Origin of the sequence: Variovorax paradoxus (assembly GCF_030815975.1) — a bacterium.
Taxonomy (GTDB): domain Bacteria; phylum Pseudomonadota; class Gammaproteobacteria; order Burkholderiales; family Burkholderiaceae_C; genus Variovorax; species Variovorax paradoxus_N.
In genome coordinates this window covers 5235573-5253723 of the sequence record NZ_JAUSXL010000002.1, presented here as the reverse complement: position 1 = coordinate 5253723, position 18151 = coordinate 5235573, and the positions used below count along the sequence as shown (strand labels likewise).

Sequence of the window (18151 nt, the reverse complement as noted above, 5' to 3'; positions counted from 1 at the left end):
CCTTTGCCGATGGTGTAGGAGGACTCCATGAGCGAGGTTTTCGCCCGCTGTCATGGTAGAAACCGGCCACCCTGCGCACGTCGCGCATTGCATTGAACCGATGGCAGAAGACCTTTCCTTCAATCCACGACATTCCGTCCCGCCAACCTGCGCTGGCCTGCGCGCGGGGCGCGCGTCCTGGCTGCTGTTGCTCGGCCTGGCCCTGCTGCTCCTGGGCGGCTGTGCGGGGCTGCCGGCCGGGGTGGAGCGCAAGCCATCGGTGGCCATCGCCGATGGTGCCGACACCATGCTGGGGCGCCTGGTGGCAGCGGCTTCGCCACCGGGGCAGGGGCTGAGCGGTTTCCGGCTGCTGCCGATGCCGCAGTTTTCGCTGCATGCGCGCATCGAACTCGCGCGCCGCGCCCAGCGCTCGATCGATGTGCAGTACTACCTGGTGCAGAACGACGAAACCGGCCGCTACCTGCTGCGCACGCTGCGCGACGCGGCCGATCGCGGCGTGCGCGTGCGCCTGCTGGTGGACGATCTCTACACGGCAGGCGCCGATCCGCTGTTCGCGGGCTTCGCGGCGCATCCGAATGTCGAGGTGCGCTTCTTCAATCCGTTCCCGGCCGGCCGCGATCTGCTGGGCACGCGCTGGGCAGCGTCGCTGCTCGACTTCGACCGCGTGCACCGCCGCATGCACAACAAGCTCTTCGTGGTGGACAACTCGATGGCGGTCATGGGCGGGCGCAACATCGCCAACGAGTACTTCCTGCGCGATGGCGGCTCCAACTTCATCGACATCGACACGCTGGTGGCCGGCACGGTGGTGCCGCGGCTGTCGTCGCTGTTCGACATGTACTGGAACAGCCCGTATGTCTATCCGATCGAGTCGCTGGTCTCCAATGGCGGCGCCACGCCGCAGCAGCTGCGCGAACGCTTCGAACACCTGACCGCGGGGCCGGACACGCTGCATCCCGAGCCGCTGGACTCCACCGACCTGCTGGGCAACAACGCCCTCGCCAAGGACCTGGGCGAGGGCGCGCTGTCGCTCGTCTGGGCGCGCGCCGAAGCCTATGCCGACGCGCCCGCCAAGGCACTGGGCCCCACGGACGAGGCCCGCGGATTGCCGGCCGACGAATCGGCCGACAGCGTGCTTTACAACATGCGGCGCTACCTGCGCGGCGCCCAGCAGGAGATTCTGCAGACCACGCCCTACCTGATTCCGGGGCGCGGCGGCATGGAGTCGATCCGCCTCGTGCGGCAACGGGGCGTGAGCTACACCATCGTGACCAATTCACTGGCGGCCACGGACGAATCGCTGGTGCACATCGGCTATCGCCGCTACCGGCCCGAGATGCTCAGGCTCGGCGTGGAGCTGTATGAACTGAGCCCCAAGCGCATCGAGCAGACCAAGCGCTTCGGCATCTATGGCTCGGCCAGCGGCCGGCTGCACGGAAAGTCGGCGGTGGTCGACCGCAGCATGGTCTTCATCGGCTCGATGAATTTCGACCCGCGCTCGATGCTGCACAACACCGAGATCGGCATCTTCATCTTCAGCCCGCAGATTGCCCAGCAGCTCACCAGCCTGATCGGTTTCATCCGGCTCGACGGCGCCTACCAGCTGCAGCTGGGCCCGAGCGGCGGCATCGAATGGGTGAGCCCGGCCTCGGGCGACGGCGCCGACACCATCCTGCACGTGGAGCCGGAAACGGATTTCTGGTCACGCTGGAAGCTGGAGTTTTTTGCGCCGCTGGTGCCCGAAAGCCTGCTGTAGGGCGCTTCCGCCGGCGCCTCGGCAGCCGCCGCTACTGCTGCAGGCGGCCGCTCAGGTAGGGCTCCGGATCGACCGCGGTGCCGTTCTTTCGGATCTCGAAATGCAGCTTCACGCGGTCGGTTTCGCTCTTGCCCATCTCGGCAATCTTCTGGCCTTGCCGGACCACCGCGTTTTCCTTCACGAGAATGGTCTGCGCATGGGCGTATGCGGTCAGGAAGGTATCGTTGTGCTTGACGATGACCATGTTGCCGTAGCTGCGCAGCTCGCCGCCCACGTACACCACGCGGCCGTCGGCCGAGGCCACGATGGGGTCGCCCAGGTTGCCGGCGATGTCGAGGCCCTTGCTGCGCACGCCGTCGAAGCGGGCAATGGTGGTCCCGCTGGCGGGCCGGATGAACATGGCCTGGGGCTGCTGCGCGGGCGGCGGAATGGTCACGCCGGGCCGCGCGGGCGGTTGCGGCGTGGTGCAGGCGGCAAGACCGGCGGCCACGAGAAGCGCGGCGCCGGTACGAAAGGCAAAAGTCTGGAGGTGCATGGCTCTGTTGGAACGAATTCGTTGCTGAGGGTTCCCGCGGTCGGCGCGCCGGGCGAGCCACCTCGTCCATGCTAGCAAACTCGGGCCAGTCCCCCGGGGCGGCTACTTGAGCGGAATCGGCGTGCCGCGGTCGATGGGCACCGCCGTCACGCTGTTTTTTGGCGAACCTTCGATCAGCAGGTCGGAATAGGTCAGGTAGACCAGCGTGTTGCGCCTGGCGTCGACCATGCGCACCACGCGCAGCCGCTTGAAGAGAATCGACAGCCGCTCGCTGTAGACCTCTTCGCGCTTGGGCAACGGCTGCGTGATGCTGACCGGGCCCACCTGCCTGCAGGCAATGGAGGCTTCGGACTTGTCTTCCGCAACGCCGAAGGCGCCCGCCAGCCCGCCGGTCTTGGCGCGCGAGACATAGCAGGTCACGCCGTTCACCTTGGGGTCGTCGTAGGCCTCCACCACGATCTTGTGGTCGGGTCCGATGAGCTTGAACACGGTGTCCACGTCGCCCACCGTTTCCGCGTGCGCGGCCGAGGCCAGCGCAAGGCCCAGCGCCATGCCGGATGCGAAGGCCCGGCGAAGGGGGAAGGGCGCGCGGCGTGCCTGGGTCATGGAATGTTTCAAACGATGCTGAGTTCGTGCACGCGGTCGAAGCTGCCGCGCCGCCGGTCTTCGAAGAAGTGTTCCAGCGCCTCGCGCACGGTTCGAAACGCGATCTCTTCCCAGGGAATCTCTTCCTCGGTGAAAAGCCGGGCCTCGATGGTTTCGTGGCCGGGGTCGAAGCGGTCGTCGAGCAGGCGGGCGCGGTAGAACAGGTGCACCTGGCCCACGCGCACCACGCTGATCACCGCGTACAGGCCCTGCATCTCGTAGTGGGCGCCGGCCTCCTCGTCGGTCTCGCGGGCCGCGCCCTGGGCCGCGGTTTCGCCCAGTTCCATGAATCCCGCGGGCAGCGTCCACTTGCCCCAGCGCGGCTCGATGTTGCGCTTGCACAGCAGCACCTTGTCCCCGAGCACGGGAATGGTGCCCACCACGTTCAGCGGGTTTTCGTAGTGGATGGTGCCGCAGGCCGGGCAGACGGCGCGCTCCTTGGTGTCGCCGTCGTCGGGGACGCGGTAGACCACTGCGGTGCCGCAGTTCTTGCAGTGCTTGATGGGGACGCGCAGGATCATGGAGCGGGGCGCGGCGGTGTCAGACGATCTTGACCGTCAACTTCGGCAGGCCGGCCACTTCGCCCACCAGCGTGTCGCCCGCCACCACTGCCGCCACGCCTTCGGGCGTACCGCTGTAGATCAGGTCGCCGGGCTGCAGCTCCCACGCGGCCGACAGGTGCTCGATGGTTTCGGCCACGTTCCAGATCAACTTGCTCACGGTGCTGCGCTGGCGGTCGGTGCCGTTGACCTGCAGCGAGATCTCGGCGTTCTGGGCGTCGCCGGCCTCGGCCACGGGCACGATGGGGCCGATGGGCGCGCTCTGTTCGAAGCCCTTGCCGATGTCCCAGGGGCGGCCCTGCTTCTTCATGTCGTTCTGCAGGTCGCGCCGCGTCATGTCCAGGCCCACGGCATAGCCGTAGATGTGCTTGTGCGCATCGGCGGCCGCAATGTTCTTGCCGCCGGTCCCGATGGCCACCACGAGCTCGATCTCGTGGTGCAGGTTCTTGGTGAGCGTGGGGTAGGCCATGGTGCCGGTCTGGCCCGCATCGACCACCACCAGCGCATCGGCCGGCTTCATGAAGAAGAAGGGCGGCTCGCGGCCGGTGAAGCCCATTTCCTTGGCGTGATCTTCGTAGTTGCGGCCCACGCAGTAGATGCGGTGCACCGGAAAACGGGCCGGCTGGCCGACCACGGGAATCGAAACGGCCTGGGGCGGGGCGAAAACAAACTCGGAAGCCATTGCGTCTGTCCTTTTGAGCGGAACGGAGAAAAAACGGCAGTGTGCCAGAGGCAGGCCCGGGCTGCCTCCGAGCGCTATGCTTGGGGAATGATGAAGCTGCACAACTACTTCCGATCCTCCTCGTCATTCCGCGTGCGCATTGCGCTCCAGCTGAAGGGCCTGGAGTTCGACTACGTCCCGGTGCACATTGCCCGCGGCGAGCATCGCACGGGGCCTTACTCGGCCATTTCGGCCGACATGCTGGTGCCGCTGCTGGAAGACGAGGGCGAGCGCTTTTCGCAGTCGATGGCCATCATCGAATACCTGGACGAAACCAACCCCGAGCCGCCGCTGCTGCCGCACGATCCGGTGGGCCGGGCGCATGTGCGCGCGCTGGCCCAGTCGATTGCCTGCGAGATCCATCCGCTCAACAACCTGCGCGTGCTCAAGTACCTGGTGAAGGAGCTCAAACTCGACGACGAAGCCAAGAACACCTGGTACCGCCACTGGGTGCGCGACGGCATGCTGGCCTTCGAGCGCCAGCTCGCCCTGCATCCCGGCGGCCGGTTCTGCTACGGCGACACGCCCACCTTGGCCGACTGCTGCCTGGTGCCGCAGATCTTCAACGGCCGCCGCTTCGACTGCGACTTCAGCGGCCTGCCGCGCACCATGGCCGCCTTCGAGGCCTGCATGGAACTCGACGCCTTCCAGCGCGCCCAGCCTTCGCAGTGCCCCGACGCGGAAGCCTGAGCGAGCCCGCCGCCATGGACGCGCACTGGCTCGTTCCGGATTGGCCGGCGCCGCCCAACGTGCGTGCCGTGTGCACCACGCGGGCGGGCGGCGTTTCGCAGGGCCGCTACCAAAGCCTCAACCTGGGCGATCACGTGGGCGACCTGGCGGCGGACGTCGCCGAAAACCGCCATCGCCTGGCGCAGGCCATTGGCGGCGCGCGCCCGGTCTTTCTTCAGCAGGTGCACGGCACCGGGCTTGTGGCGCTCGATGCCGAAGCCGGCATGGTGGGCGACGGCACGCCGGCCGACGCCTGCACCGCCACGGCCATCGGCGTGGCCTGCACGATCATGGTGGCCGATTGCCTGCCTGTGCTCTTCACCGACGCATCGGGCCAGCGGGTGGCGGCCGCGCACGCCGGCTGGCGCGGCCTGGCCGGCGGCGTGCTCGAGGCGGCGGCCCGGTGCTTCGAGACCACTTCGGATGCCGCGAACGGCGGCGGCAGGGTCATGGCTTGGCTCGGCCCCTGCATCGGCCCCAGGGCCTTCGAGGTCGGGCCCGAGGTCAAGGCCGCGTTCGAGGCCCACGCGCCCGAAGCCGCGCTCTGTTTCCGACCCGCGCCGGCACCGGGCAAGTGGCTGGCCGACCTGCCCGCGCTCGCACGCCAGCGCCTCTGCGCAGCCGGTGTGGAATCGGTGCATGGCAACGACGGCAGCGACCAGTGGTGCACCGTCGCCAACCCGTCACGGTTCTTTTCGCACCGGCGGGACGGCGTCAGCGGGCGTTTCGCCGCGCTGGTCTGGAAGGCCTGAATCCGTGCCTGCCGCCGCGGCCGCCTCGCTTGCGGCGCGGCGCGCTTCTTCCTGCGCCTGGGCCTCGCGCTGCCGGAGCGCGCGGCGCCGTCCGGGAGTGCCCATCAGGTAAACCACCAGTGCGACAGGCGCCAATCCGTACAAAAGAAATGTGAAGATGGCACCCAGCACGGTGCCCGTGGTGTTGGTGGCCTCGGCCACGGCCATCATCAGGACGACGTAGAGCCAGCCAATCACGATCAGGTGGATAAACACAAGAAGTTTCAGTCGGTAAGTGAGCGGGGCGGCGTTGTGGGCGCCTTGCGAAATGCAGGATACTCAAAATACGCAAGCCATCCGGTTATCGATTCAGGTGAGGACCAGGAGACATGATGAAGCAACAAGTCACGGGGGCCGATGCGTTCGCGCCTTTCCAGCAGGCTCTTTCAGAGGGATGGGCCAAGGCACTGGAATCGCTCCAGCAATCCGCCGTCCAGGGGGCTTCGGCCTTCAACGGCGGCGGCACGCCGCTGTGGCAGATCCCGCAGACGGCCAAGATGCCCGACCTGCCGAAAATCTCCATCGCACCCGAGAAGCTGCAGTCCATCCAGCAGCAGTACATGGCTGAAGCCACCGAGCTCTGGCGCCGCGGCCTGGACGCCAGGCCCGAGGGCGACAAGCGCTTTGCGGGCGACGCCTGGGGCAGCAATCCGCTCGCGGCCTTCTCCGCGGCCGTCTACCTGCTCAACGGCCGCACCCTGCTCAGCATGGCCGAGGCCATCGATGCCGACGAAAAGACCAGGGCGCGCATGCGCTTTGCGGTCGAGCAATGGATGGCGGCCTCGTCGCCCAGCAATTCGCTCGCCTTCAACGCCGAGGCGCAGAAGAAGGCCGTCGACACACAGGGCGAGAGCATTGCCAAGGGCATCCAGAACCTGCTGCACGATGTGAAGCAGGGCCACCTCAGCATGACCGACGAGAGCGCCTTCGAAGTGGGGCGCAACGTGGCCACCACCGAGGGCGCCGTGGTGTTCGAGAACGAGTTGTTCCAACTGCTCGAATACAAGCCGCTCACGGCCAAGGTCCACGAGCGGCCGTTCCTGCTGGTGCCGCCGTGCATCAACAAGTTCTACATCCTCGACCTGCAGCCCGAGAACTCGCTGATCCGCTATGCCAACGAGCAGGGCCACCGCGTGTTCGTGGTGAGCTGGCGCAATCCCGACGAGTCGCTGGCCAACGCCACCTGGGACGACTACATCGAGAACGCCGCCATCAAGGCGATCCATCTCGTACAGGAGATCGGCGACAGCAAGCAGATCAACGCGCTGGGCTTCTGCGTGGGCGGCACCATCCTGAGCACCGCGCTGGCCGTGCTCGCGGCGCGCGGCGAAAAGCCGGCCGCCTCGGTCACGCTGCTCACCACCTTTCTCGACTTCAGCGACACCGGCATCCTCGACATCTTCGTCGACGAGGCCATGGTGGCGTACCGCGAAATGCAGCTGGGCAAGGGCGGCCTGCTGCCCGGCATGGACCTGGCCTCGACCTTCAGCTTCCTGCGCCCGAACGACCTGGTGTGGAACTACGTGGTCGGCAACTACCTGAAGGGCGAAACCCCGCCGCCTTTCGACCTGCTCTACTGGAACAGCGACGCCACCAACCTGCCGGGCCCGTTCTACACCTGGTACCTGCGGAACACCTACCACGAGAACAAGCTCGCAAAGCCGAACGCGCTCACGGTGTGCGGCGAGAAGATCGACCTCGGCAGGATCGATATCCCGGCCTACATCTACGGTTCGCGCGAAGACCACATCGTGCCCATTGGCGGCGCGTATGCCTCCACGCAGCTGTTGCCGGGCAAGAAGCGCTTCGTCATGGGCGCCTCGGGCCACATCGCGGGTGTGATCAATCCGCCTGCCAAGAAAAAGCGAAGCCACTGGATCCGCGAAGACGGCAAGTTCCCGAAGACCCAGGCCGAATGGCTGGCCGGCGCCACCGAGCACCCCGGCAGCTGGTGGACCGACTGGGCACAGTGGCTCAAGGGCCATGCGGGCAAACAGGTTCCCGCGCCCAAGGCCTACGGCAACGGCAAGGCCTACAAGGCCATCGAGCCGGCGCCCGGACGCTACGTCAAGGCAAGAGCCTGATCCGATCCTTCACAACCCCGACTTCAAATCACTTCAACGGAGAACCTCATGGAAGACATCGTCATCGTTTCGGCTGCACGCACGGCGGTCGGCAAGTTCGGCGGCTCGCTCGCCGGCATTGCAGCCACCGAGCTGGGCGCCCTCGTGATCAAGGAAGTGATTGCGCGCGCCAATCTCTCGGCCGAGCAGGTCGGCGAAGCCATCATGGGCCAGGTGCTCGCGGCCGGTGCGGGCCAGAACCCCGCGCGCCAGGCGTGGCTCAAGAGCGGCGGCACCAAGGAAACCCCGGCACTCACCATCAACGCCGTGTGCGGCTCGGGCCTGAAGGCCGTCATGCTGGCGGCGCAGGCCGTGGCCACGGGCGACAGCGAGATCGTGATTGCCGGCGGGCAGGAAAACATGAGCGCTGCGCCGCACGTGCTGCCCAATTCGCGCAACGGCCAGCGCATGGGCGACTGGAAGCTGGTCGACACCATGATCACGGACGGCCTGTGGGACGTCTACAACCAGTACCACATGGGCATCACGGCCGAGAACGTGGCCAAGAAGTTCGGCATCGACCGCGCCGCGCAGGACGAGCTCGCGCTCGGCAGCCAGACCAAGGCGGCGGCCGCGCAGGACGCCGGCAAGTTCAAGGACGAGATCGTGCCCGTGAGCATTGCGCAGAAGAAGGGCGACCCCATCGTCTTCGACAAGGACGAGTTCATCAACCGCAAAACCAGCGCCGAAGGCCTGGCCGGCCTGCGCCCCGCCTTTGACAAGGCCGGCGGCGTGACCGCGGGCAATGCCTCGGGCCTGAACGACGGGGCAGCCGCCGTGATGGTGATGACGGCCAAGAAGGCCGCCGCCCTGGGCCTGAAGCCGCTGGGCCGCATCGCGAGCTATGCCACCGCCGGCCTCGATCCGGCCATCATGGGCATGGGCCCGGTGCCCGCATCGACCAAGGCGCTGCAGCGCGCGGGCTGGAAGGCGGCCGACCTCGACCTGCTCGAGATCAACGAGGCCTTCGCCGCGCAGGCCTGCGCCGTGAACCGCGAAATGGGCTGGGACGTGAACAAGGTCAACGTGAACGGCGGCGCCATTGCCATCGGCCACCCGATCGGCGCGTCGGGCTGCCGCATCCTGGTGACGCTGCTGCACGAAATGCAGCGCCAGAACGCGAAGAAGGGCATTGCGTCGCTCTGCATCGGCGGCGGCATGGGCGTGGCGCTGACGATCGAGCGATAGGGCTCTTTCGAGGGGGACGCTCGCTGCTGCTGTTCAGGGCGGCGCTCCCGCCGACGGGGTACCTTGCTCCGCGAATGTCCTCCGGCCTGCGGCCTCCCCCTTGATTTCGCTGCGCAAGGCACCCCATCGGCGGGAGCGTTATGCGCAGCGGTCGTTGATCAGCTGTACACCAAGAGCGTGCCCAGGTGCACAGGGCATCGGGTGCTCCACGCAGCGAAATAAAGGAGGAGGGCGAAGCCCGGGGGACATTCGCGGAGGGGAGTACCCGGTGGCCTGTGCACGCGCCCTGAACAAGCGCTGCTAATCGCGACAGGCGCATGCCACGTTGTTCACCGCTCAAATTTTGAGCAAACTGATTATTCCCCTTGTAAAACAACGAGTTAAATCGGCTTTACAAGGAAGAACATCAGTTATCCCCAAAGTTGTCCACGGAAATTGGGGACGGCATCGACTTCCTCACAATTCGCCTGCAAGTCCTTGTTTGCACTCAGTCGATGGCGGCCTGCTGCACGGCATAGTGCTGGCATAGCGTCTCGACCAGCGCCTGCGCATAGATCGGCAACACCGCCCGGTCACGCACCAGCAGGTACCGCTCCCGCACGCACCACGCATCGCTGAGGTCGATCAGCGCGAGCTGCATGCTTTCCTGGTTGCGCCGCGCGGCCGACTCCGGCACCACGCCGATGCCCACGCCGCTGCCGATCATCCGGCACATGGCGTCGAAGCTGCCGAGCTGAATGCGCAGCTTCTGCCGCTTGCCGAGGTTGTCGGTGATCTGCGCGAGAAAGGTCTGCAAGGTGCTGCCCTGCTGCATGCCGATCGCGTCTTCGTCGAGCGTCTCCGCGAATGAAATCCTGCGGCGCTTTGCGAAGCGGTGCTTGCGCGAGGTGACGAGCACCAGCCGGTCGGTGCTGAAGTGGATCGCTTCGAGGCCCAGCGTGTCGACGCGGCCCGCCACGATGCCGATGTCGGCGCGGCCGTCGAGCACGCCGCGCGGGATCTGAGCATTCGGTTTTTCCTGAAGGTCGACGTTGATGCGTGGGTTGCGCGCGAGGAAGCCCGGCAGGATTTCAGGCAGGAAATCGGTCACCGCCGTGGTGTTGGCGAACACGCGCAGATGGCCGCGCAGCCCGCCGCCGTATTCGAGCAGGTCGGCGCGCAGCTGCTCGGTCTGGTGCAGCACCAGGCGCGCGTGGTGCAGGAAGGCTTCCCCCGGCGGCAGCAGGCGCACACCGCGGGCCTCGCGTTGCAGCAGTTGCAGTCCGGCCTGGGTTTCGAGCGCCTTGATGCGCGCGCTGGCCGCCGCAAGCGACAGGTGCTGCCGCTCGGCCGCGCGCGTGAGGTTGCCGAGCTCGGCCGTGGCAACGAAAAGGCGCAGGTCGGTCAGGTCGAAAAGCATGGCGCCATCGTACCCAAGCCTTCGGAATCTCAGAAGGCTGGGTTCCGAAATCGCAGATTGCGCGCAGGGGCGGGGCAGAACACCATGCGGCCATGGAGACACCACAACACGAACCAGTGACCAGCGGATTAAAAGTCCGCTGCTCTACCGCCTTGGCAAACATGGGACTTCGCGCACTTGCGCAGCTAACCTTTGCCACCGCAGCCATCCTGCTCCACGCCGGCCCGGCCGCCGCGCAGCCTTACCCCTCGCGCCCCGTCACGCTCGTCGTGCCGCAGGCCGCGGGCGGCACCAACGACATCGTCGGCCGGCTCGTGGGCCAGAAGCTCGGCGAAGTGATGAATGCGAGCGTGGTGGTCGACAACCGGCCGGGCGCCGGCGGCAACATCGGCACGCAGCTGGTCGCCAAGGGACCGAAGGACGGCTACACGCTGCTCATGACCATCAGCAGCAGCCAGGCCATCAACCCCGCGCTCTACAAGAACCCGGGCTTCGATCCGGTGAAGGACTTCAGGCCCGTGGGCCTGGTCGGCGCGGTGCCCAACGTGCTGCTGGTCCATCCCTCGTTTCCTGCCAAGGACTTCAACGAGTTCCTGAAGCTCGCGCGGCAGAAGGGCGCCAACTACCAGTACGCCTCGGCCGGCAACGGCACGCTCAACCACCTGCTCGGCGAAATGCTCAACAGCATGGCGGGCATCTCGCTGCAGCACGTGCCATACAAGGGCGTGGCGCCCGCGCTCAACGACGTGCTCGGCGGACAGCTGCCAATCGTGTTCGCGAGCCTGCCTTCGGCGCTCTCGCACATCAAGGGCGGCAAGCTGCGTGCGCTGGCCGTGAGCGGCGAGAAGCGCTCGCCGGTGCTGCCGGACGTACCCGCCATTGCCGAGGCCGTGCCGGGCTACAACGGCACGCTCTGGATCGGCCTGTTCGCGCCAGCGGGTGTGCCGGCCGACGTGCTGGCCACGCTGCAGGATGCGACGCGCAAGGCGCTGGCCGCGAAGGACCTGCGCGACAAGCTCGACCAGCAGGGCGTCGAGATCGCGGCGCCGACTTCCCCTGAACAATTTTCGAAACTGCTGCAGGACGACCTCGCCAAGTGGGCACGCATCGTCAAGGCATCCGGCGCTGCAGTGGACTGAAAGAACCCATGAGCAACTCCACCCAAGAGACATCCCCCGGCGCGATCGGCAGCGACACGCTCGCGAAGCTCCAGGCCTGGCAAGGCCGCAGCGAAACGCTGGCCGACGACATCACCGCCGCGCCCGTGCGCGCGCTCTCGGCCACGCTCGACCGCGACGACGCGCTGCCCACTGCCGGCACGCGCTTGCCCGAACTCTGGCACTGGCTCTACTTCCTGCCGCACCACCGCCAATCCGAGATCGGCGAGGACGGCCATGCGAAGCGCGGCGGCTTCCTGCCGCCTGTGCCGCTGCCGCGCCGCATGTGGGCCGGCGGCCGGCTGGCGTGGGAGCAGGGCAATCCGCTGCAAGTCGGCGACAGGGTCGAGCGCACCTCGACCATCGCCTCGGTCACCCACAAGGCCGGCCGCACGGGCGAGCTGATGTTCGTGCTGGTGCGCCATGAAGTACGCAACGAACGCGGCCTTGCGCTGACCGAGGAGCACGACATCGTCTACCGCGCCGCGGCCGCGCCCGGCGAGAAGGCGCCACCGCCCACGCCGGCACCGAAGGACGCCGCCTTCAGCCGCGAGATCGTGCCCGACGACGTGCTGCTGTTCCGCTATTCGGCGCTGACCTTCAATGGCCACCGCATCCACTACGACCGCCGCTACGTGACGCAGGTCGAGGGCTATCCGGGGCTGATCGTGCACGGCCCGCTGATCGCGACGCTGCTCGTGGACCTGCTGCGCCGCAACGTGCCGGGCGCGCAGCTCGCTCGCTTCGAGTTCCGCGCCGTGCGGCCGACCTTCGACATCGCGCCGTTCCGCGTGCACGGCAAGCCGGCCGAAGGCAGTGCAGACGGCAAGACCTTCAGCCTCTGGGGCGAGGACGCCGACGGCTGGCTCACGATGCAGGCCACGGCCGTGCTCGCATGAACAGGGAAAACACGCCCATGACAAGACCCCTCGACGGCATCACCGTGGTTTCGCTCGAACATGCGATTGCCGCGCCGTTCTGCACCCGGCAGCTGGCCGACCTCGGCGCCCGCGTCATCAAGGTGGAGCGCCCCGGCGTCGGCGACTTCGCGCGCGCCTACGACGCGCGCGTGGGCGGCGAGGCCTCGCACTTCGTGTGGGTGAACCGCTCGAAGGAAAGCCTCACGCTCGACCTCAAGCAGCCTGCCGCGCTCGCGGTGCTGCAGGAGCTGGTGGCCGATGCCGACGTGCTGGTGCAGAACCTCGCGCCCGGCGCGGCCGCGCGCATGGGCCTGGGCGCCGAGGCGCTGCGGGCGTTGCATCCGCGGCTCATCGTCTGCGATATCTCGGGCTATGGCGAGGACGGCCCCTACCGCGACAAGAAGGCCTACGACCTGCTGATCCAGAGCGAGGCGGGCTTTCTCTCGGTCACGGGCACGCCGGACGATCCATGCAAGTCGGGCAATTCCATCGCCGACATCGCGGCGGGCATGTACGCCTACACCGGCATCCTCGCGGCGCTGCTCCAGCGCGGCAAGACCGGCAAGGGCTCGCATATCGACGTGTCGATGCTCGAATCGCTTGCTGAATGGATGGGCTATCCGATGTACTACGCCTACGACGGCGCTCCGCCGCCGCCGCGCAGCGCCGCCTCGCACGCCACCATTTATCCCTACGGGCCGTTTCCCGCCGGCGACGGCGGCACGGTGATGCTGGGCCTGCAGAACGAGCGCGAATGGCGCGCCTTCTGCGAGAAGGTGCTGCTGCAGGCAGGGCTCGCCACCGACGCGCGCTTCGACAGCAACGCGCGGCGCAACGAGAACCGCGATGCATTGCGCGCGATCATCGTGGAGACCTTCGCCGCGCTCGGCACCGCGCAGGTGGTCGAGCGCCTCGATGCCGCGCAGATCGCCAACGCGCGCATGAACGACATGGCCGGGCTGTGGGCGCATCCGCAGCTGCAGGCGCGCGAGCGCTGGCGGCAGGTGGGCTCGCCGGCCGGCGACATTCCGGCCCTGCTGCCGGCCGGGCGCCAAAGCGCCTTCGACTACCGCATGGATGCGATACCGGCCGTGGGCGAGCACACCGACGCCATCCTGCGCAGCCTCGGCCGCAGCGGGGCGGACATCGCGGCATTGCGCGAGGCGGGGGCGGTGTGAGCACGGCCGCGCTCACATTGGCGCGCACCTTTCTCTTCGTGCCCGCCGACCGGCCCGAGCGCCATGCGCGCGCGCTGGCTACCGGCGCAGGCGCAGTGATCGTCGACCTGGAAGACGCGGTGGCGCCGGAGCGCAAGGCTGCGGCGCGCGAAGGCCTTGCGGCCTCGTTCGCCGCGCTGCCCGGCGCCGACCGGCAACGCCTGATGGTGCGCATCAATGCCGCAGGGACGCCGTGGCACGAGGACGACCGCGCGGCCACGGCCGGGCTGGTGGCGCAAGGCTTGGTGGCGGGCGTGGTACTGCCCAAGGCGGAGCGGGCCGGCGACCTGCGGCTACTGGCTGAGGCGATTGGGCCGAAGGGCGTCATCGTGCCGCTTGTCGAATCGGCGGCCGGCCTTGCGGCGATCGATGAACTCGCGGCGGCTTCACAGGTGCTTCGGCTCGCCTTCGGCAATCTCGATTTCCAGGCCGACCTTGGCCTGGCCTGCGATGCTCAAGAAGTCGAGCTGGTGCCGGTGCGCCTTTCGCTGCTGCTGGCCTCGCGCCGCGCCGGCCTGCCCGCACCCATCGACGGCGTGACGGCCGACTGGCGCGACGCGCAGCGCCTGGCGGCCGACACGGCACGCGCACGCCGCGGCGGCTTCGGCGCCAAGCTTTGCATCCACCCCGACCAGGTTGCGCCGGTGCAGGCCGCACTGGCCCCGAGCGCCAGCGAACTCGCATGGGCGCGCCGCGTGATCGAGGCCGTCCGGTCCGCCGGCGGCGGTGTGGCCAGCCTCGACGGACGCATGGTCGACGCGCCGGTGCTGCGCCTGGCCGAAAGGCTGGTGGCGCTCGATGCGCAGTCGCCGCCCTGAGCGGAGACGCAGAACAAGACAGACATCCAACAACCCAGGAGACAAGCAAGTGAATCTGAAGAAGAACTGGAAAGCGCGCACCCTGATGGCCGCATCGCTGGGCGCAGGCCTGCTGGCCGCGCAATCGCCGGCCGCCGCGCAGGCGCCCTGGCCGGAAAAGCCCGTCACCATGGTCGTGCCGTACTCGGCCGGCGGCCCCACCGACGTGGTCGCACGCATGCTCGCGATTCCCATGGGCAAGTCGCTCGGTCAGACTGTGATCGTCGAGAACACCGTGGGCGCCGGCGGCACCATTGCACCCGGGCGCGTGGCCAAGGCGGCGCCCAACGGCTACACCATCCTGATCCACCACATGGGCATGGCCACCGCGCCCGCGCTCTACAAGAAGCTCAACTACGACCCGCTGAAGGATTTCGAGTACGTGGGCCAGGTGATGGACGTGCCCATGACCTTGCTCTCGCGCAAGGATTTTCCGGCCAACAACTTCCAGGAACTGCTGGCCTACGTGAAGACGAACAAGGACAAGGTGACGCTCGCCAACGCCGGCATCGGCGCGGTGTCGCAGCTGTGCGGCATGCTCCTTGCGCACCAGATCGGCGTGCAGCTCACCACCGTGCCCTACAAGGGCGCCGGCCCGGCGCTCAACGACCTGATGGGCGGGCAGGTCGACCTGCTGTGCGACCAGACCACGCAGACCGCGCCGGTCATCAAGGACGGCAACCGCGTCAAGGTGTTCGGCGTGACCACGCCCAGGCGGCTGTCCAGCATGCCCAACATCCCCACGCTCGACGAGCAGGGCCTGAAGGGTTTCGACGTGAAGGTGTGGCACGGCATCTACGCCCCCAAGGGCACGCCGCCGTCCGTGATGGAGAAGCTCAACACGGCCCTGCGCGCCGCGCTGCAGGACGACATGGTCAAGCACCGCTTCGCCGAACTGAGCACCGAGGCCGTGCCGATGGACAAGGTGACGCCCGAAGCCCTGCGCACCCACCTGGCGGCCGAGACCGAGAAGTGGGGCAAGGTGATCCGGGCTGCGGGGGTGCAGGCGGATTAATACAGGTGAGCGATCCTCGGTCCGCCTGGGCTCCCTGGTCCACGGCGGGCCGGAACCGCTGACCAGACACGCCGGCCGCGGACAGATGCTCAAGCGCCGGTCGGCGGCTTCTTCGGCTTCATGCGCGTGACCTTGTACACAGCGCCTTCCTTGTCGTACGTCGTCCATTCGCCGATCTGTTCGCCGTTCTCGAAATGGCCGGAGCGCATCCGGGTTCCGTCGCTGCGGAACCATTCCCAATAGCCCGTCAAGACACCCTCGGGCGTCTTCTGCCCACGCGCCCAGACGCTGCCGTCCTTGTGGTACTGCACATGAGGTTGCGTGGTCGGTTTCTTCATTGGCACCTCGTTGTTCAGCCAGGTGTTCCTGAATGGGCCCGCAGCGTCTCGTGGAACAGCAGGAGCAGCTGCCGCGCAAACACGTCCATGTTCGACACGCGGTCCGGGTCGGCGGTTTCGATCGTCCTGCTTGCCGCGGCCGCTCCGGCGATGGCCACGCACACATGCCCCGGCGCGTCGCCATACGGGCTGCCGGAAGGGCCGGCCGCGCCGCTCTCGGCAAGTCCCCAGGTGGCGCGGTGGCTGTCGCGGATCCGGCCCGCGATGAACCTGGCGTAGGGTTCGGTTTCGGCGCGCATGCCGGCCATGTCTTCGGCCGTCAGCCCCAGCAGCGCTTTTCCGGCCCGGCGCGAATAGACGACCGCGCCGCCGAGGAAGAAAGCCGAAGCACCCGGGATGGCGAGCAGGGCGGCCGACACCAGTCCGCCGGCCGAGGATTCGGCCACCGCCACCGTCTGGCGCCGCTCGCGAAGGATGGCGCCCACACGGGCGGCCAGCACGGGAAGCGGCTCGAGGCCGGCGCTGTCAGACATCGGAACGCCGCACGTACGCCGGCGCCCGCTCATGGCTGGCCGCGCTGCCGTACACCGTGTTCGCCGGGTAGTACTCGGCCTGCAGTTGCACCCGAGCGGCGGCTTCCTCGCCCGCCGCGTGTGCGATGAAGGCAAGCATCAGGTCGGTGCCGGCCGAGACGCCGGCCGAGGTCCAGACGTTGCCGTCCTGCACGAAGCGCCGCTCGACCACCTCGACATCGCCGAGTGCGCGCAGCCGGTCGAGCGAGGCCCAGTGGGTGGTGGCGGTTTTGCCGGAGAGCAGCCCGGCCGCGTGGAGCACGAAAGCCCCCGTGCACACCGACAGCAGCGCCTTGCAGCCGGGCGCCTGCGCGGCCAGGAACCGCACCATCTCGGGGTTGTCGACCTCGCGGCGCGTGCCCATGCCGCCCGGCACGAGCAGGTAGTCGAGCGGCGGGCAGTCGGCAAAAGACACATGCGGATTGACCGACAGGCCCTTGGCGCAGACCACCGGCTCGCGCGCCTGGGCGACGATCAGGCAGTTCGCGGGGCCGGCGGCGAGCTTGCTCCACAGGGTGAGCATTTCCCAGGGGCCGACGAAATCGAGTTCCTCGACCTCCGGAAATATGACGATTCCGAAATTCATACTTTCGAACTCCTTGCAAGCAAAGGGGTGTGCGCGGGGGGCGCGAACTCATGCAATATGGTTGCACATGCGGCCGCATCGTGACAGCTGGTTGCAAGCTCGGCTCAGTGTTTTCCTCAGAGTTCGACGGCTTGAAACTCGCTAGAGTGAAGGCGGCCGTTCAGGCTTTTGCTTTTGCTACATACACATCAAGGGAAAATTTCATGAGCAAGAAAGTTGCATATGTCACCGGAGGCATGGGTGGCATCGGAACAGCCATCTGCCAGCGCCTTCACAAGGACGGCTTCACCGTCGTTGCAGGCTGCGGCCCCACGCGCGACCATGCCAAATGGCTGGCCGAGCAGAAGGCCCTGGGCTTCGAGTTCCACGCCTCGGTCGGCAATGTCGGCGACTGGCAATCCACCGTCGAGGCTTTTTCCGCCGCCAAGGCAGCGCATGGCCCCATCGATGTGCTGGTCAACAACGCCGGCATCACGCGGGACCGCATGTTCCTGAAGATGACGCCCGAAGACTGGAGCGCGGTCATAGAGACCAACCTCAACAGCATGTTCAACGTCACCAAGCAGGTGGTGAGCGACATGGTCGAGAAGGGCTGGGGCCGCATCATCAACATCAGCTCGGTCAACGGCGCCAAGGGCCAGGCGGGGCAGACCAACTACTCGGCGGCCAAGGCCGGCATGCATGGCTTCACGATGGCGCTGGCGCAGGAGCTGGCGAACAAGGGCGTCACGGTCAACACCGTGAGCCCGGGCTACATCGGCACCGACATGGTCAAGGCCATCCGCCAGGAAGTGCTCGACAAGATCGTGGCCACCATCCCGGTCAAGCGCCTGGGCGAGCCGAGCGAAATTGCCTCCATCATCGCGTGGCTCGCCACGGACGAGGGCGGCTACAGCACCGGGGCCGACTTCTCGGTCAACGGCGGCCTGCACATGCACTGATCATGCTGACCGGCACCTGATCGAAAAGACCCGCCTCGGCGGGTCTTTTCATTGGGGCGGTGTGGCTTTTACGAATGGAAAGTGGCCGAATCGGCTCTACA

Annotated in this window: 20 protein-coding genes; 11 read left to right on the top strand and 9 right to left on the bottom strand. The window is 67.4% G+C overall.

Features of this window, described 5'->3' with window-relative positions; genetic code table 11:
- The first annotated feature begins 100 nt into the window (after nt 1-100).
- A complete protein-coding gene (locus QFZ47_RS28540; protein WP_307658821.1) occupies nt 101-1756 on the top strand; it encodes a phospholipase D family protein in 1656 nt (551 codons plus the stop codon).
- 31 nt (nt 1757-1787) lie between these two features.
- Here the strand turns inward: QFZ47_RS28540 and QFZ47_RS28535 are convergent, their stop codons facing one another.
- The 4 genes from QFZ47_RS28535 to QFZ47_RS28520 form a co-directional block, all read right to left on the bottom strand.
- Nucleotides 1788-2291, bottom strand: a complete 504-nt coding sequence (locus tag QFZ47_RS28535) for a murein hydrolase activator EnvC family protein (RefSeq protein ID WP_307658820.1) — start codon at nt 2289-2291, stop codon at nt 1788-1790.
- 102 nt (nt 2292-2393) lie between these two features.
- On the bottom strand, nt 2394-2897 hold the full coding sequence (locus tag QFZ47_RS28530) for a CreA family protein (protein WP_370880624.1): 504 nt from the start codon (nt 2895-2897) through the stop codon (nt 2394-2396).
- 8 nt (nt 2898-2905) lie between these two features.
- A complete protein-coding gene (locus tag QFZ47_RS28525) occupies nt 2906-3457 on the bottom strand; it encodes an NUDIX hydrolase (protein ID WP_307658819.1) in 552 nt (183 codons plus the stop codon).
- A gap of 19 nt (nt 3458-3476) precedes the next feature.
- Entirely contained in the window at nt 3477-4178 is a 702-nt protein-coding gene (locus tag QFZ47_RS28520) for a fumarylacetoacetate hydrolase family protein (protein ID WP_307658818.1), read from the bottom strand.
- Nucleotides 4179-4268: 90 nt separating this feature from the next.
- On the opposite strand from QFZ47_RS28520, the gene maiA reads away from it, so the two are divergent.
- Complete coding sequence (gene maiA, locus QFZ47_RS28515; RefSeq protein ID WP_307659041.1) at nt 4269-4907, top strand: maleylacetoacetate isomerase; 639 nt, start codon at nt 4269-4271, stop codon at nt 4905-4907.
- Between the two features lie 14 nt (nt 4908-4921).
- The gene (gene pgeF / locus QFZ47_RS28510) at nt 4922-5698 is read left to right on the top strand and encodes a peptidoglycan editing factor PgeF (RefSeq protein ID WP_307658817.1); all 777 of its coding nucleotides are present in this window, start codon (nt 4922-4924) and stop codon (nt 5696-5698) included.
- Here the strand turns inward: pgeF and QFZ47_RS28505 are convergent.
- Nucleotides 5630-5953, bottom strand: a complete 324-nt coding sequence (locus QFZ47_RS28505) for a hypothetical protein (protein ID WP_307658816.1) — start codon at nt 5951-5953, stop codon at nt 5630-5632. The two genes, pgeF and QFZ47_RS28505, sit on opposite strands and share 69 nt — an antisense overlap.
- A 116-nt stretch (nt 5954-6069) precedes the next feature.
- Between QFZ47_RS28505 and phaC the strand changes: the two genes are divergently transcribed.
- On the top strand, nt 6070-7821 hold the full coding sequence (phaC, locus tag QFZ47_RS28500; protein WP_307659040.1) for a class I poly(R)-hydroxyalkanoic acid synthase: 1752 nt from the start codon (nt 6070-6072) through the stop codon (nt 7819-7821).
- A 48-nt stretch (nt 7822-7869) separates the two neighbouring features.
- Nucleotides 7870-9048, top strand: coding sequence for an acetyl-CoA C-acetyltransferase (locus QFZ47_RS28495; RefSeq protein ID WP_307658815.1), 1179 nt, complete (start codon nt 7870-7872; stop codon nt 9046-9048).
- Between the two features lie 487 nt (nt 9049-9535).
- On the opposite strand, the gene QFZ47_RS28490 is transcribed toward QFZ47_RS28495, so the two are convergent.
- Complete coding sequence (locus QFZ47_RS28490) at nt 9536-10447, bottom strand: LysR family transcriptional regulator (RefSeq protein WP_307658814.1); 912 nt, start codon at nt 10445-10447, stop codon at nt 9536-9538.
- 161 nt (nt 10448-10608) lie between these two features.
- On the opposite strand from QFZ47_RS28490, the gene QFZ47_RS28485 reads away from it, so the two are divergent.
- The 5 genes from QFZ47_RS28485 (at nt 10609) to QFZ47_RS28465 (ending at nt 15613) form a co-directional block, all read left to right on the top strand.
- Nucleotides 10609-11586, top strand: a complete 978-nt coding sequence (locus QFZ47_RS28485) for a Bug family tripartite tricarboxylate transporter substrate binding protein (RefSeq protein WP_307658813.1) — start codon at nt 10609-10611, stop codon at nt 11584-11586.
- A gap of 8 nt (nt 11587-11594) precedes the next feature.
- Nucleotides 11595-12503 (top strand): HTD2 family dehydratase, encoded by a 909-nt coding sequence (locus QFZ47_RS28480; protein ID WP_307658812.1) that lies wholly within the window; start codon nt 11595-11597, stop codon nt 12501-12503.
- A 17-nt stretch (nt 12504-12520) separates the two neighbouring features.
- Nucleotides 12521-13702: a CaiB/BaiF CoA transferase family protein gene (locus tag QFZ47_RS28475; RefSeq protein WP_307658811.1), complete on the top strand. Its 1182-nt coding sequence runs from the start codon at nt 12521-12523 to the stop codon at nt 13700-13702.
- Complete coding sequence (locus QFZ47_RS28470; RefSeq protein ID WP_307658810.1) at nt 13699-14559, top strand: HpcH/HpaI aldolase/citrate lyase family protein; 861 nt, start codon at nt 13699-13701, stop codon at nt 14557-14559. Before QFZ47_RS28475 ends, QFZ47_RS28470 begins: the two co-directional genes overlap by 4 nt.
- Nucleotides 14560-14644: 85 nt before the next feature.
- Nucleotides 14645-15613: a tripartite tricarboxylate transporter substrate-binding protein gene (locus QFZ47_RS28465; RefSeq protein ID WP_370880652.1), complete on the top strand. Its 969-nt coding sequence runs from the start codon at nt 14645-14647 to the stop codon at nt 15611-15613.
- 89 nt (nt 15614-15702) lie between these two features.
- On the opposite strand, the gene QFZ47_RS28460 is transcribed toward QFZ47_RS28465, so the two are convergent.
- From QFZ47_RS28460 to QFZ47_RS28450, 3 genes are read right to left on the bottom strand one after another with little or no spacing between them, the layout of a single operon-like run.
- Nucleotides 15703-15951, bottom strand: a complete 249-nt coding sequence (locus QFZ47_RS28460) for a toxin-antitoxin system YwqK family antitoxin (protein ID WP_307658808.1) — start codon at nt 15949-15951, stop codon at nt 15703-15705.
- A 14-nt stretch (nt 15952-15965) separates the two neighbouring features.
- Nucleotides 15966-16484: a CinA family protein gene (locus QFZ47_RS28455; RefSeq protein ID WP_307658807.1), complete on the bottom strand. Its 519-nt coding sequence runs from the start codon at nt 16482-16484 to the stop codon at nt 15966-15968.
- Nucleotides 16477-17109 (bottom strand): DJ-1/PfpI family protein, encoded by a 633-nt coding sequence (locus QFZ47_RS28450; RefSeq protein WP_307658806.1) that lies wholly within the window; start codon nt 17107-17109, stop codon nt 16477-16479. The genes QFZ47_RS28455 and QFZ47_RS28450 overlap by 8 nt, the downstream gene beginning before the upstream one ends.
- A 203-nt stretch (nt 17110-17312) precedes the next feature.
- Between QFZ47_RS28450 and phbB the strand changes: the two genes are divergently transcribed.
- The gene (gene phbB, locus QFZ47_RS28445) at nt 17313-18050 is read left to right on the top strand and encodes an acetoacetyl-CoA reductase (RefSeq protein WP_215247264.1); all 738 of its coding nucleotides are present in this window, start codon (nt 17313-17315) and stop codon (nt 18048-18050) included.
- Nucleotides 18051-18151 lie beyond the last annotated feature (101 nt).